This is a genomic window from Paenibacillus sp. GCM10012306 (assembly GCF_042649265.1).
Lineage (GTDB): Bacteria > Bacillota > Bacilli > Paenibacillales > Paenibacillaceae > Paenibacillus_AQ.
Genome location: NZ_JBHRYW010000001.1, coordinates 157,713 through 171,631 on the forward strand (window position 1 = coordinate 157,713; position 13,919 = coordinate 171,631).

At 45.2% G+C, this 13,919-nt stretch carries 12 protein-coding genes; 10 read left to right on the top strand and 2 right to left on the bottom strand.

Annotated elements, in window-relative coordinates; genetic code table 11:
• Window positions 1–23: 23 nt before the first annotated feature.
• Both ACFORK_RS00705 and ACFORK_RS00710 read left to right on the top strand, forming a co-directional pair.
• The gene (locus ACFORK_RS00705; RefSeq protein WP_379194593.1) at window positions 24–1,205 is read left to right on the top strand and encodes an FAD-dependent oxidoreductase; all 1,182 of its coding nucleotides are present in this window, start codon (window positions 24–26) and stop codon (window positions 1,203–1,205) included.
• A gap of 40 nt (window positions 1,206–1,245) precedes the next feature.
• A complete protein-coding gene (locus ACFORK_RS00710) occupies window positions 1,246–1,926 on the top strand; it encodes a TetR/AcrR family transcriptional regulator (protein WP_379194596.1) in 681 nt (226 codons plus the stop codon).
• Between the two features lie 83 nt (window positions 1,927–2,009).
• On the opposite strand, the gene ACFORK_RS00715 is transcribed toward ACFORK_RS00710, so the two are convergent.
• On the bottom strand, window positions 2,010–2,897 hold the full coding sequence (locus ACFORK_RS00715; RefSeq protein ID WP_379194598.1) for a TetR/AcrR family transcriptional regulator: 888 nt from the start codon (window positions 2,895–2,897) through the stop codon (window positions 2,010–2,012).
• Window positions 2,898–3,045: 148 nt separating this feature from the next.
• Here ACFORK_RS00715 and ACFORK_RS00720 point away from each other — a divergent pair, with 148 nt between their 5' ends.
• The 8 genes from ACFORK_RS00720 (at window position 3,046) to ACFORK_RS00755 (ending at window position 12,655) form a co-directional block, all read left to right on the top strand.
• Entirely contained in the window at window positions 3,046–3,774 is a 729-nt protein-coding gene (locus ACFORK_RS00720) for an MBL fold metallo-hydrolase (RefSeq protein WP_379194600.1), read from the top strand.
• Complete coding sequence (locus ACFORK_RS00725) at window positions 3,774–4,895, top strand: AbrB family transcriptional regulator (RefSeq protein WP_379194602.1); 1,122 nt, start codon at window positions 3,774–3,776, stop codon at window positions 4,893–4,895. Before ACFORK_RS00720 ends, ACFORK_RS00725 begins: the two co-directional genes overlap by 1 nt.
• A 1,003-nt stretch (window positions 4,896–5,898) precedes the next feature.
• Window positions 5,899–8,208: a glycoside hydrolase family 95 protein gene (locus tag ACFORK_RS00730; RefSeq protein ID WP_379194604.1), complete on the top strand. Its 2,310-nt coding sequence runs from the start codon at window positions 5,899–5,901 to the stop codon at window positions 8,206–8,208.
• 216 nt (window positions 8,209–8,424) lie between these two features.
• A complete protein-coding gene (locus tag ACFORK_RS00735; RefSeq protein WP_379194606.1) occupies window positions 8,425–8,835 on the top strand; it encodes a MerR family transcriptional regulator in 411 nt (136 codons plus the stop codon).
• Window positions 8,836–8,980: 145 nt separating this feature from the next.
• Window positions 8,981–10,081, top strand: coding sequence for an MBL fold metallo-hydrolase (locus ACFORK_RS00740; protein ID WP_379194608.1), 1,101 nt, complete (start codon window positions 8,981–8,983; stop codon window positions 10,079–10,081).
• Window positions 10,082–10,158: 77 nt separating this feature from the next.
• On the top strand, window positions 10,159–10,968 hold the full coding sequence (locus ACFORK_RS00745) for an SDR family NAD(P)-dependent oxidoreductase (RefSeq protein WP_379194610.1): 810 nt from the start codon (window positions 10,159–10,161) through the stop codon (window positions 10,966–10,968).
• A gap of 189 nt (window positions 10,969–11,157) precedes the next feature.
• Window positions 11,158–11,595, top strand: a complete 438-nt coding sequence (locus ACFORK_RS00750; RefSeq protein ID WP_379194612.1) for a MarR family winged helix-turn-helix transcriptional regulator — start codon at window positions 11,158–11,160, stop codon at window positions 11,593–11,595.
• 1 nt (window position 11,596) lies between these two features.
• Window positions 11,597–12,655, top strand: a complete 1,059-nt coding sequence (locus ACFORK_RS00755) for a threonine aldolase family protein (protein ID WP_379194614.1) — start codon at window positions 11,597–11,599, stop codon at window positions 12,653–12,655.
• A gap of 327 nt (window positions 12,656–12,982) precedes the next feature.
• On the opposite strand, the gene ACFORK_RS00760 is transcribed toward ACFORK_RS00755, so the two are convergent.
• Complete coding sequence (locus ACFORK_RS00760) at window positions 12,983–13,906, bottom strand: sensor histidine kinase (protein WP_379195721.1); 924 nt, start codon at window positions 13,904–13,906, stop codon at window positions 12,983–12,985.
• Window positions 13,907–13,919 lie beyond the last annotated feature (13 nt).

The following is a 13,919-nucleotide window of genomic DNA, read 5'->3' on the forward strand; positions in this document are numbered from 1 at the left end:
TTACATGAAGGAGATGCATTACAATGACAACAGTATCTAAAGAACAAAAACGAATTGCTATTATCGGAGCAGGACCAGGGGGATTGACACTAGCCCTAATCTTGCAGCGCCAAGGCATTCAGTCTGTAGTTTATGAGCGGGAGCTTCATGACACTAGTCATGAAAGAGGCGGTACCTTGGATATTCACGAAGAATCCGGTCAAAGAGCACTTAAAGAAGCTGGGCTGTTGGAGGAGTTCCAACGTATTGCCCGCTTTGAAGAAGAGGACTTCCGGGTACTTGATAAAAACGCGAAAATTTATGTTGATGAAGATTCAGATTCAGAATCAGGCGGAGCAGGGACTCGTCCCGAGATTGACCGCGGCGTGCTGTGTGATTTGCTGTTACGCGATCTTGATCAAGGTACGATCAAATATGGTTATAAACTCGCAAAGGCTGTTTCGTCAGAGAACGGCATGACCGAGCTTCATTTTGAAAATGGTGCTGTGGATACGGTTGACCTCTTGATTGGTGCGGATGGAGCCTTCTCACGTGTACGCCCATTGCTCACGGATGCCGATGTTGAGTACTCCGGTCTGACTATGATTGAACTAAACATCCTGAATGCAGCCCAGAATCATCCGGAATTAGCGGCGTTTAATAAACGTGGTAAAATGTTTGCACTGGATGATCATAAAGGTATCCTTGGTCAATTGAATGGAGATGGACGAATTAAGGTGTACGCTAGTCTTCAGGTAGAGAGAAACTGGTTAGAGACAAGTGGGATTCCGTTCGACCAGCCTAAAGAAGCTAAGGAGCGGCTATTGGATCTATTCAGTGATTGGGATGAGCAGCTAAAAGACTATATCCGTTACGCTGAAGATGCTATTTTGACTAGACGGATCTACATGCTTCCTATCGGATTCAAGTGGAATTATAACCCTGGCGTAACCTTGATCGGGGATGCCGCCCATGTCATGTCGCCATTCGCGGGTGAAGGTGTAAATATGGCGATGTATGATGCCTTGGAGCTAGCACTTGCCATTGCCCGGAATCGTGGTGATTATGCCAAGGCAATCATGGAGTACGAGGAAAAAATGTATGCATTCTCATCCGTCAAAGCTCAGGAATCGGATTACAGCCTGCAGCTTACGTTCTCAGACAATGCCGCTGCCAAGATGGCTGAATTAATGCAGTCCTTCCAAGAGCAATTCGAAGGTCAATAAACATGTTGAATTTCTGACTATGCTATATTATAAAGAGACTATGAAGAATTCTAATCGAATTATTGTAAGCCGTCGTGACCGTCCGGCCAAAGAGCCGTTAAGCCGTGAGCTCATCGTTAAAACCGCCTATGAACTCCTCAAAGAGCAAGGGATGGCAGGGATGAGCATGCGTAAAGTTGCAAAAGCATTGGATACAGGCCCTTCTTCATTGTATGTGTACGTTAATAATCTGGAGGATTTAAGCTCTTATGTTCTGGATTACGGACTTGGTGAATTAGTGCTGCCTGATTCCAAGCAGGGTTCATGGAAGGAAAGATTGTTCGGAGCCCTTACTGCGTATTTCCTGCTATTAATCGAGCAACCAGGTCTCTCTGAAATTTCACTGTCCACGATGCCACGGGGAGACCAATACCTTGAGTTAGTCGAATACCTCCTTACCGCGCTGCATGAAGGTGGAGCCAAATCGGCGGCAGCAGCCTGGGGAGTGGATCTGCTACTGTTATACGTCACATCTACAGCCTTCGAGAAGCATTCCTGGAGGAAACATGGCACTGTGGAGATGCCTGCCATCAAAGAATCCTTTGAAAAAGCAGACCCTGTTCGTTTTCCGTTCATTCACAGTCTGACTGAAGAATTATTCTCGGGAGGCGAGGTCGTCATGGACCGGTTCCATTGGGGACTTGAAGTGATGTTACAGGGAATTAAGCTGGACAAGAATTAAGAGGAAATAATCATATTTAAACAAGGAAAAGCAACTGATTGATTTCGGTTGCTTTTTCTTTATGATTTGCCTTGTTAAATTATCTAACGGTTCAGCATTAGATTGAGCTGGCGTACATAAGGTGCTAACTCGCTGACAGAATCCAAAAAGTTGGTGTATACCCGAATAAGGGTACTATTAGGCTTTGATTGTCCTAACTCCGTCTTCAGCAGTTCGATGACCTCCAGCAATTCAATCCGAATCTGCTCTGGTTGTGGCAGCCCGCGGATCTTATCGGCAAAAAACATCAGAAATTCATCCAGGTTGTTCTGCCGGGTGTCGTTATCCATTGGATTGATTTGATTGAAAAAAGCACTCGAGGTCTTAAGCACAGGTTCAGGATTGCTGGCGATCAAGTCCCCGATGACTGTATCCAGACGATCGACGAAGAAGCCTGCTAATTCGGCCATGGGAACAGCGATCACAGCTTGGACCGCATGCGACAGATATTCTTTGATCATGCCGCGGAAGATGGTCACAACATCCCCGAGATAAGGAACAATCGGCTCGCCATACGCTTCATAGAAGCAATCCTGATGTAATGTCAGCAATGAGGCGCGTTTTTTTCTCCACTCCACTACAAAGTTGTCATTGCTTGTGATCGGGAGCTCTTTAAACTCACTGGTGAAAAAATAATTTTCAAGCATATATTGCATCTGATATTCGATCTTAAGACGCAGCACTTCCTTCGGTGGAAGCCCCTCAAGCGAAAGTCTCCGATCAAGCTGCCTGGCCTCTTCGAATAGAATTCTGTGTACCTCGACAAATACGCCAGTAAATAAATCTTCTTTAGATGGAAACACTTTATAGATGCTGGCCTTGGCCATGCTACAAGCTTCTGCGATATCCTGCATGGAGGCAGCGAAATATCCTTTTTTCCTAAAAATGCACATTGCTGTTTCAATAATTTGCTGTCTTTTGAATTGTTCCAACTTAACCACCCCTACACATTCTGACATGTCCCTTCCATGTGGTCAATAAAGGAATTTGACGACAAAACCCCAAAGTCATATAATGAACTTGTCAGTTTTATGAACTTATTTCTAAGGAGGTGAGCCAGAGCATTCGCTTTGGCGCAACATGAAAATTAACGATCAGATTGAAATGCTAGTGCTTACTCTTAAGATGGGTGAGCATGACTTTATCATTAACCCGGTGGCGATCCGCGGTGAACATTCTTATGTATTAGTGGACACCGGTATGCCTGGTTCTTACGGCCAAATCACGGAGCTTTTAACCCAAGCGGGAATTGACCCTGCGGCCCCTCATTCCATTATTTTAACCCATCAAGACATCGATCATGTAGGCAGCTTGCCGCAGTTCAAGGGTGAAGGCATAGAGGTGTATGCCCACGGGGATGACCAGCCTTATATCGATGGACTGAAGCCGATGATTAAGTTCAGCGGGGAACGTAAAGAAGGACTAATTGCCTCTCTTCCGCAAGATCTTGCTACTGCCTTTGAAGCTACTTTTTCTGGAAAAGAAAAGAATGTGACTACGTTACTGGCAGACGGAGAGAAACTGTCTTTCGGCGGCGGATTGACCGCAATTCATACACCAGGGCATACGCCTGGACATATAAGCCTGTATCATGAGCCTAGTAAGACACTCATTGCAGGGGATGCTTTAAACGTTGAAGACAGTAAACTGATCGGTCCTAATCCGGCAGTTACGCCAGATATGCCACTCGCACTGGAATCACTCCGCAAGTTGAAGGATTATCCAATCGAGACTGTAATCTGCTATCATGGAGGCATTTTTAAAGGAGATGTTCACAAGGCTATCGATGAAATAACGGAGAGCCTGTAATGGACGGCGACACACCTCGGAAGGTATTAGGGAAGGAGAACAAGTGGCTCCGTTTTGCGGTGACTTGTGCCATTGCCGTTCTTGGCGGATTTGTTTTTCAACTGATCCATATGCCAATTCCATGGCTACTCGGCTCGATGGTGTTCCTTGTGATCGGCTCCAGATTATTTAAAGGGATCTCCTTTTACTGGCCTGGGCAAGTCCGCGACACGGGTATGATTATCATCGGTTATACCTTGGGACTCTCGTTCACCCTGTCGACCTTAACGCAGATCGGACAGCAGCTGCCGACGATGATTTTGTTTACGGCGTTGCTGCTGTTATGTGCCGGGGCTATTGCATTTTTAATTTCGAGATTGTCCGGTATTCCTTTCCCGACGGTGCTTATGGGTAGTATTCCCGGGGGCCTCAGCCAGATGATCACGCTAGCGGAAGAAGTGAAAGGAATTGATATCACAGTCGTCACCTTTTTGCAGGTGTCCCGGCTAATGATGATTATTTTCTGCGTACCGCTGCTGATCTTCAGTCCATTGTTTCATGTCAGTGGCAGCCACAATGCCGTAGCTGCTGCTGCGAGCGGATCTGCTGGATATGCTGCGCTATTTCCGCATATTTTGGTCTTTGCCGCAGTATGCGTACTGAGTGCGTTCATCGCCAAAAAGATCAAGATGCCAACGGCTTTTCTGCTTGGACCAATGATCGGCACGATCCTGCTTAATTTGACCGGGTATGAGGGCCATGCACTGCCACCCATCGTACTCAGTCTTTCACAGCTGATGATCGGAGGCTACATTGGGCTGCTGCTGGATCTGGAGAGTTTAAAAAATAAGACGAAAATTGTTCTGCTCGCAATATTGAGCGGGGTGCTGCTGATTGGGGTGTCGATGGGGCTTAGCTTGCTGCTGACACGAATGCATGACATCACAATCGTCACAGCTTTTCTTGGCTTGTCGCCAGGCGGTATGGACCAAATGGCCCTCATCGCCAAGGAAGTGAACGGCGACCTGTCGATTGTTACGTGTTATCAGCTCTTCCGAACATTGTTTATCTTCTTTGCAGTGCCGCCTGTGCTGAAGCTGGTTTTCCGGTCGATGCTAAAGGATAAGAAGGTTACTGCATAGACTGAACAAAGGGAAGATGTAGAAGGCGTGAAGGGATGACGTGGAAGAGTGTCGAGAGTGCTGAGGGTGTCTTAAGAGCATCGAGAGAGTCAAGAGTGTCTCAGAGTATCGATAGTGCCAAGAGCATCAGAAGTGTGGAAGTGCTAAGGTGCTAAGAGTGTTGAGGTGCTAACGGTGCTGAGAGTGTTGAGGGTGCTAAGAGTGCTGAGGTGCTAAGAGTGCTAAGAGTGCTAAAAGTATTAAGAGTTAAGGGTGCTAACGGTGCTAACGGTGCTGAGAGTGCTAAGATTACCAAGAGTGTTGAGAGCATCGAGAGTATCCCAAACACCTCTCTAGCACCTCTCATGCATCTCCAAATTGTAAATAGAGGCATTTTTGTACCTTAATTATCAGGAACGAAGGGGTTAGCTTGAAATAAGGGCAAATTTGCACCTTAATTTTACGGAATTCTACCGAATAGCGGTTTTTCTAGAAAATAAGCTACAATAATGCCCTTAATTGCGTATTTTCTCTCAAAACGATGAATTTAAGGTGCAAAAATGCTCTTAATTGGGGATGCGAGGGGTTGCGACACTTAGCCTCTTTAAGAATTCTGGACAACTGTGGCCGAAAATCCCACCTTCACCGGAACTACGCCGACTTGATCTCTACGTCTATCTCTATCTCTATCTCTATCTATACCTCTGTATTTCAAATCCATTTTATTTAATAACTCTATTAGCTGAATGAAATCCCCGAATCAAATACCGCAGCCAGGGCAAATTTTCTTTTGCTCTGGCTATTTTCATGCCTCCAGACGCAGTCATTAACTGTCCCGACCGGAGTCATCAGCGTCATCAGTTGTCCCGCACGCAGCCATCATTTCTCATCCATACGCTGCCACTGGTTGCCCTCCATTTCTCTGTTTTCGATAAAAAATAATAGTTTCGTACAAAGCTTTTCCGGGAGAAAACCACTAATATAACTACTATATATAATGAAGAAACTTCTGGAGGCAGATTTGATGAGCGCACAGAAACTATGGTACAACAAACCAGCGGCTTCATGGTCCGAAGGTATCCCGGTCGGAAATGGCAGATTAGCTGCAATCGTATATGGCGGAGCAGAACAAGAAGTTTGGAATATCACGGAATCGACTTACTGGTCCGGGAAAAGAGAACTGATCACCAGCCAATCTTCCGGCAAGGATGATCTGGCGCGGCTCAGACAGCACTTTTTCGATGGAGATTATGAAGGCGGCGAGCGGTTAGCGAGCCAATTACTTGAGCCAGGCAAAGAGAATTTTGGCACCAATCTGCCCGTATGTGATGTAATCTTGAAGTTTAAAGCTGCCGGAGAAGATGTCATTCGAGAGCTTAATCTTGAAAACGCAATCACGAAGACAACGTATCAAGTTGAGGGTGCGAAGGTACACCGCGAGCTATTTGCTTCCCATGCGGATGGACTGATCGTCTGCCGGTTATGGAGTGAACAACCGGAGGGCGTTTCGTTCAGCCTGCATCTTGAAGGGAAAACGGATTATTTCGAGAGCTGGAACGAGCCACAGAGCGCAGGCAGACTCTTCTTTAAGGGGCAAGCGCTGGAGCAGCTGCATAGCGATGGACAATGTGGTGTGCGTAGCCAAGGTAGCATTCATGTTACAACACAGGGTGGAACAATTAGTGGAGACGCGGGAAGGCTTGAGGTTAGTAATGCGCAGGAAGCTATTATTTATTTTGCGATCAATACAGACTATGGCGTGACCAGCGACGACTGGATGAATGTGGCGGAGAATAGGAACCTACTAGCGGTAGCCAAAGGATATGAGTCTCTTAAATTGGATCATATTGCAGACTATAACAGTCTGTATAATCGAGTCAGCTTAGAGCTGGGAACATCTGAACAAACGTCATTACCTACGGACGAAAGAATCCGCAATGTGTCACAGGGTAAAGGTGAGGATGCTGCTTTATTCGCGTTATTTTTCCAATATGGTCGGTATTTGACCCTCTGCGGGGCAAGAGAGGATTCGCCTCTGCCGCTGCATTTACAGGGGATCTGGAACGATGACCAGGCTTGCCGTATGGGCTGGACCTGTGATTACCACATTGATATTAACACGCAAATGAACTACTATCCGACGGAAACGACTCATTTGTCTGAGTCTCACCAGCCGTTAATTCGCTACATTGAGCAGCTCGCGGAGAGCGGAAAAGCAGCGGCTCGGGATTTCTATGGATGTGAAGGCTGGGTGGCGCATACCGTATCCAATGCTTGGGGTTTTACAGCTCCGGCCTGGCAGAATTCCTGGGGGCTGAACGTCACAGGCGGTCTGTGGATTGCGATGCAATTGCGGGATCATTATGAATTTACGTTGAATGAACAATTTTTAAGTGAAACTGCTTACCCTTTTTTAAAAGAAGCGGCTCTATTCTTTCTAGATTATATGGCCCTGCACCCTACGTATGGCTGGCTTGTCACGGGACCTTCGATCTCCCCGGAAAATACCTTCCATGCCAATGGCACACAGGTGCATCACTATCTATCCATGGGGACGACGCTGGATCAGGTGTTAGTGAGCGATCTGTTCGAATTTGTCTTGGAGGCAGCAGAGAAGCTTGAGGTGGATGAGCAGTTGCAAGCTGATTTGAAAAAAGCTATTGCCTTGCTGCCACCGCTGCAGATCGGGCAAAAAGGACAGCTTCAGGAATGGCTGGAGGATTACGTGGAAGCGCAGCCTGAACACCGTCATTTGTCCCATTTACACAGCTTGTATCCAGCTTATCGCGTTACTCCGCAGCATACCCCTGAACTTAGCGAGGCTGCACGTGTTACGCTGGAGGGTCGTAAATCAACCAGCAATCATGAGGATGTGGAGTTTACGGTAGCTGCCTTTGCCGGCTGCTATTCCCGTCTGCATGATGGAGAAAATGCTTATGAGCAGATTTCGCACCTGATTGGAAGCTTGTGCTTTGATAACCTGCTGACCTTCTCGAAGCCGGGGATTGGCGGCGCGGAGAGTCCGATCTATGTGGCGGATGGCAATTTCGGCGGAACGGCGGCGATTGCGGACATGTTGCTACAGAGTCATGCAGGGGAACTTCATTTACTGCCAGCCCTTCCGGCATCATGGTCTTCAGGGCAATATCGTGGACTTCGGGCCAGGGGTGCCTTGGAGGTAGACGTCATCTGGTCGGAGGGACAATTGGTCGAGGTGTCTGTGCGAGCATTGACTACGGGACATACCACGCTGCGCTATGGTGAACAGACGCTGCCGTTCAGTTATGAAGCGGGACACAGCTACAGCATAGATTCCGAGCTAAGAATACAGTAAAGAGCACATCGTAGAATTCCCTAAAAGGGGAAATACTTTAGCAAGAACTTTGAAGGGCTGTCTCAAACGTGGATTTCCACGATAGAGACAGCTTTTTTTCATTAGCAACTTCTCTCTAGAGTGAACGAGACCCTGAGGAATTTGACTTAAAGTTCAGTTTAATGCTAATAATAGAATAAGTGAAATTATGAACACTGGACTTGGGAGGAGAGCACTTTGTTTACAATTAAGGAAGCATCGGAAAAATTAAATTGCGCTGCTCACACGATCCGATTTTACGATAAAGAAGGATTGTTGCCCAACATCCGCAGGGACGATCACGGCAACCGCATGTTCGAGAAAAGAGATCTGGACTGGATTCGCTTAATGACTTGTTTTCGTGCGACAGGAATGAGTGTAGCGGATTTGAAAAAGATTGTTGATCTTGCCTTGCAGGGGGATGAAACGATCGGGCAGCGTAGAGCCATACTGGAAGCCCATCAAGCAGAGATCAAACGGAAGCAGCGAGTGCTGGATGAGGCTTTTGAAGCTGTTAGCCAGAAGCTTGAAGTGTATAACAATATTGAAAAGGGCAATCCAGAGGAACGTTTTCTCACGTACATCGAGGAATTAGATACACCCATATAAGAATTGTGATGGTGACAAGTCACTCTAACGAAGAATAGGGTGACTTTGTTGTAATCATAGACCTTGCCTTAGAGTGCACTTTAAGGTATATACTGGGACTATTAAAAAATAATATTCATCGGAATAAGAAAGCAGGAGAGACTGGATGAAATATGTAATAATCTTGTTCGCACTCGCATTAGTAATTTTCTTAATTTTGAGTTATTATCCTCCTCTTGGTGGAAAGAGTTCAGCCGATAGTCAGCAACGGATTCATGAATCCGCTAACTTTGTCGATGGGAAGTTTCGCAATCAAATACCGACACCGATGGATTACAGCTTAAAAGATACTGCTGGGGCTTTATACGATACGATAAAAGGCAACCCGAATGGCCGGCCAAAGGTAACACTTCCGATGGAGGTCTTTAATGCAAAAGCATTTTCGGACAGTAACGAGGATCAAGTCATCTGGTTTGGTCATTCGACCTTATTGATGAAAGTCAGTGGAATGAAGCTGCTGATCGACCCGGTATTTAGTAAATATGCCTCTCCAGTTTCTTTTGCAGGGCCAAAGCGTTATAGCAATAAGCCGCTAGCACAGATTGAGGATCTGCCTGATATTGATGTCGTCTTGATATCGCATGACCATTATGATCATCTGGATTATAGTTCGATCCGCAAGCTGAAAGGAAAGGTTAAACAATTTATCGTTCCGCTAGGGGTCTCTGGGCATTTGACAAAATGGGGCGTTGATCCTAGCCAGATTCAGGAGCTTGATTGGTGGGAAGAGACATCGTATCAAGGGTTGAACTTCGTTAGCACGCCGGCAAGACATTTCTCTGGCCGCGGCACCCGTAGTGGGTCCACGTTATGGAGCTCCTGGGTTATTCAAGGTAACCAATCGAATGTATATTTTAGCGGGGATAGTGGTTATGGGCCTCACTTTAAGGAGATTGGTGATAAATACGGTCCGTTCGATCTTGCCCTCATTGAAACAGGTCAATATGATGTGAAATGGGCCAATATTCATATGCTTCCTGAAGAGTCCGTGCAAGCGAATCTGGATGTACAGGGGAAAGTAATGGTTCCTATTCACTGGGGAGCTTTCACGCTGGCATTGCACAGTTGGACAGACCCTATTGAGCGGGCGAAAGCAGCTGCAGGTGAGCGGAATGTAGCTTTGGCTACGCCAAAAATTGGCGAAAAAGTGATGATCGGTTCAAGTGAATTCCCTACTTCAAGCTGGTGGGAGTCAATTAAAAAATAATCCTTGCCTTAAAGTGAACTTTAAGGGTTACGATAACTCATGAGCCCAGCTCAATCCGTTATCAGGAGGGAATACACTTGAGTAAAACAATTTTAATCACAGGCACATCAACAGGTTTCGGAAAAGAGTTGGTTCTCCAATTTGCGAAGCGTGAATGGAATGTCGTAGCTACCATGCGGGATACATCGAAAGCTGCCGCTGAATTTAGCCAATATAGTAACGTACAAGTCCTGGCATTGGATATTACTAATGCGGAAATGACCCAAGAGGTTGTAGATGCGGTAACGCGTCAATATGGAGCAATTGATGTACTGCTCAATAATGCTGGATATGCGCAAGCAGGCATTTTTGAAGAAGTAACTGTTGACCAAGCACGTAAGCAATATGAAACGAATGTGTTTGGTGTGATGACCACCATCCAGGCTGTTCTTCCACAAATGCGGGAAAATCGCTCCGGTCATATTATCAATATCTCATCCATGGGCGGCGTACAAAGCTTGCCAACGCTGTCTATCTACTGTAGCTCCAAAGCAGCACTTGAAAGCTTGAGTGAAGGTCTGGCGGCTGAAGTCAAGGATCTGGGCATCAAGCTCACGCTGGTAGAGCCTGCAGGATTCAAAACTGGCTTCCAAGGAAATACTCAGGAAATCACAAGCAGCATTCCAGACTACCAACCGCTGTATGATTGGTATAATGATCTTGCTGAGACCGCGCCTTACGGCGATGTTGAAAAAGCGATGTCAGCCGTTGCCGATATTGCCGGCACAGATAATGCTCCGAGAAGACTAGCGCTCGGAAGCATGGGCCTTGTGATGGCGCGTACGCAGCTGAATGGCATGCTTGAGGAATATGACAAGTGGGAACACATTACGGCAAGCGCAGATTAATATGAAGAAAGAGGAGTGGATAATTCATCCGCTCCTCTTTTTTTTATATTAATGAATCCACAATATTTATATATAAGCGAACGAACGTGTCTTAACTCACTGTTGATATACCACTTACATTCATGTTGACAGAGTCCACTAGAAATAATACATTATTAGTAGACAGAGTCCACTAGAAAGGAGACAAGCATGGATAATAAAGTTATTGCAGATATACGTCAATTCAATAGATATTACACGGACGTACTAGGTCTATTAAATAAAAGTGTATTAGATACGGGCTACTCATTGACAGAAGCACGAGTCATTATAGAAATTGGCTTGATGGAGCAATGTATTGCGAACAATCTGGTTGATTTACTTAATATTGATCGAAGTTACATGAGCAGAATCATTAGAAAGCTAAAGAAAGATGGGCTGATTATTAAGGAGCCATCGACCTCGAATGTCAGAACGAATCTCATTCGCTTATCTCCTGAAGGTGTAGCACTTTTTAATGAAATAAATAAAAAATCGGATGAACAATTAGTGGATCTATTCCAAGGTTTATCACGGAAACAAATCAATGAGATACACACTTCTATGTTAGCTATAAAGAAGAATTTAGATAGTTTGGAGAGAAAATAAAGTGATACGATTTGAAAATGATTACGCAGAAGGCGCTCATCAGCGAATTCTTGAACGATTATTAGAAACCAATGACGAGCAGACACCTGGATATGGAATGGATGAGCATTGTGAAAAAGCTAGAGGGTATATTCGAAAAGCCTGTAATGCTGAAAGTGCAGATGTCCACTTTTTAGTAGGGGGAACACAAACCAATACGACTATTATCGCTTCGATTTTACGTCCACATCAAGGTGCAGTTTCGGCACATACGGGTCATATCGCAGTACACGAAACTGGGGCAATTGAAGCTACTGGTCATAAAGTCCTTCCTATACCAAGTGAAGATGGGAAAATCCGAGCGGGGCAGGTCAAAGAATTGTATGATGCTCATTGGAACGATGTCACTCATGAGCATATGGTACAGCCAGGTTTAGTGTACATTTCACATCCAACTGAAAATGGGACAACCTATCGCAAATCAGAATTGGAAGAATTGAGTAAGGTATGTCGTGAATCCGGGATACCTTTGATCATGGATGGTGCCAGATTAGGGTATGCTTTGGCTTCGAAGGACAACGATATCACATTAGAGGATATTGCAAGGCTATGTGATGTATTTTATATAGGTGGAACTAAAATTGGGGCATTGTTTGGTGAAGCAGTAGTTATAACGAATGATTCTCTAAAGAAAGATTTTCGCTATATTATCAAGCAAAGAGGCGGACTGCTGGCTAAAGGTAGACTTTTGGGAATCCAGTTTGAAACCCTATTTGAGGATGGTTTATACCATGAACTCTCTAATCATGCTGTGGAAATGGCAGGGATGATTAGAGATGCTTTCGTTCAAAATGGTTTTTCATTACATTATGATTCTACAACCAATCAGCAGTTCCCCATTTTGCCTGAAGAGGTAATTGTTGAATTAAGCAAAAAGTATGCATTTCAATTCTGGGAAAAAATCGATGCTACACACAGTGCTTTGAGATTTTGTACTAGTTGGGCTACGAAAAAAGAACATGTTGAAATGCTAATAGAAGATATTAAAGAAATGAAAATAGCTACACCATACTTAGTATAAGAAAAAGCCCAGTTGAGTTGATCGACTGGGCCTTACTCAAATTATCTAGCGATAGCTCGTTTGTCTTACATAGTAATTATAGTAATAACAACACTTATCGTTGTACCGAGGCATATTAAAGTGCCGATTTTCGCGCCCCAATCTTTGAGATGATTTAACCCCAAGAGGAGGCCTGGTATCGTAAGAATTAAGACAGACAGGGATAAAACCGTATGATTATGAAGTCCAATCTTGTCTCCTAGAGTTTCAATCACAGGAATGCCATTCAAGCTAGATGACCAAAGTATCGATAGGAACCCCAGATATAGCGCCCAGGTTCCAGTTCCCCTACTTGCTTTTTGCTTCGTCATTATTATATTCCTCACTCTCAATATTCCAAATAATTGTAATTATGAAAATCCCATCGGTATAGTCGGCCGTAATGTTATGACCCATCTGAGTGAGCAGCGATTGACATATGGAAAGTCCGAGTCCAGTGCTGTCATTTGTTCTGCTGCTGCTTGTGGTATATGAGCGGTCGAACACATGGGACAGCTCTTGTTTGGTGATGAACTCACTTTCATTGGCAAAGGACATCACGATTGAGCCGGACTCCACCTTGCTATCCACCCGTAATTTATTTTTTCCATGTTTCTTGGCATTCTGGAGCACATTCTCAATGACCCGATGTACGGCGTTGGCATCCGCAATAACCTTTGGGGCAGCAGGAGGAAGAGAAACGTCCACTTGAAATCCAGAGGATTCAAAATCGTCATAGACTTCAGCCAGTAAATTCAGACCAATCTCGTTGACGTCGATTAAAGTGGATTCAAGCGCATATTCACCTTCATCCAAGCGGGATAGATCGTAGAAATCCCATATAAGACGATGGAGCGCACGGGCCCTTTTCTCCACAATACGAAGATAGTGCGATTTTTCCTGATCGGTCGCCTTGTTCTGGATCAACATGTGTAGATAGCCTAAAATAGCTGTTAACGGTGTTCGCATATCGTGCGAAATATTGGAGATTCTTTGATGCAACTGCTTTTCATTCCACTGATAAGACCGCGCCATCTGTTCCTTGGCACCGATCAGCCGATTAATCTCAATCACAAGCTCCTGATTCAGCTTGGAGGGAAAGCTCATCGTGACGAGTTGGGATCGTTCTTCATCGTTCAGTTGTCTGAGTTTTTGCATCAGCCGCCGCGTCTGAGAGACCTGCAGGCTATAGAGGATTGCAAATAAGCAGGCTGCTGCACCTAAAACGATCATCACAATGAGCATA

Coding starts and splice junctions, on each gene's coding strand:
- ACFORK_RS00705 (WP_379194593.1), top strand. CDS start 24: ATGACAACAGTATCTAAAGAACAAAAACGAATTGCTATTATCGGAGCA.
- ACFORK_RS00710 (WP_379194596.1), top strand. CDS start 1,246: ATGAAGAATTCTAATCGAATTATTGTAAGCCGTCGTGACCGTCCGGCC.
- ACFORK_RS00720 (WP_379194600.1), top strand. CDS start 3,046: ATGAAAATTAACGATCAGATTGAAATGCTAGTGCTTACTCTTAAGATG.
- ACFORK_RS00725 (WP_379194602.1), top strand. CDS start 3,774: ATGGACGGCGACACACCTCGGAAGGTATTAGGGAAGGAGAACAAGTGG.
- ACFORK_RS00730 (WP_379194604.1), top strand. CDS start 5,899: ATGAGCGCACAGAAACTATGGTACAACAAACCAGCGGCTTCATGGTCC.
- ACFORK_RS00740 (WP_379194608.1), top strand. CDS start 8,981: ATGAAATATGTAATAATCTTGTTCGCACTCGCATTAGTAATTTTCTTA.
- ACFORK_RS00750 (WP_379194612.1), top strand. CDS start 11,158: ATGGATAATAAAGTTATTGCAGATATACGTCAATTCAATAGATATTAC.
- ACFORK_RS00760 (WP_379195721.1), bottom strand. CDS start 13,906: ATGATCGTTTTAGGTGCAGCAGCCTGCTTATTTGCAATCCTCTATAGC.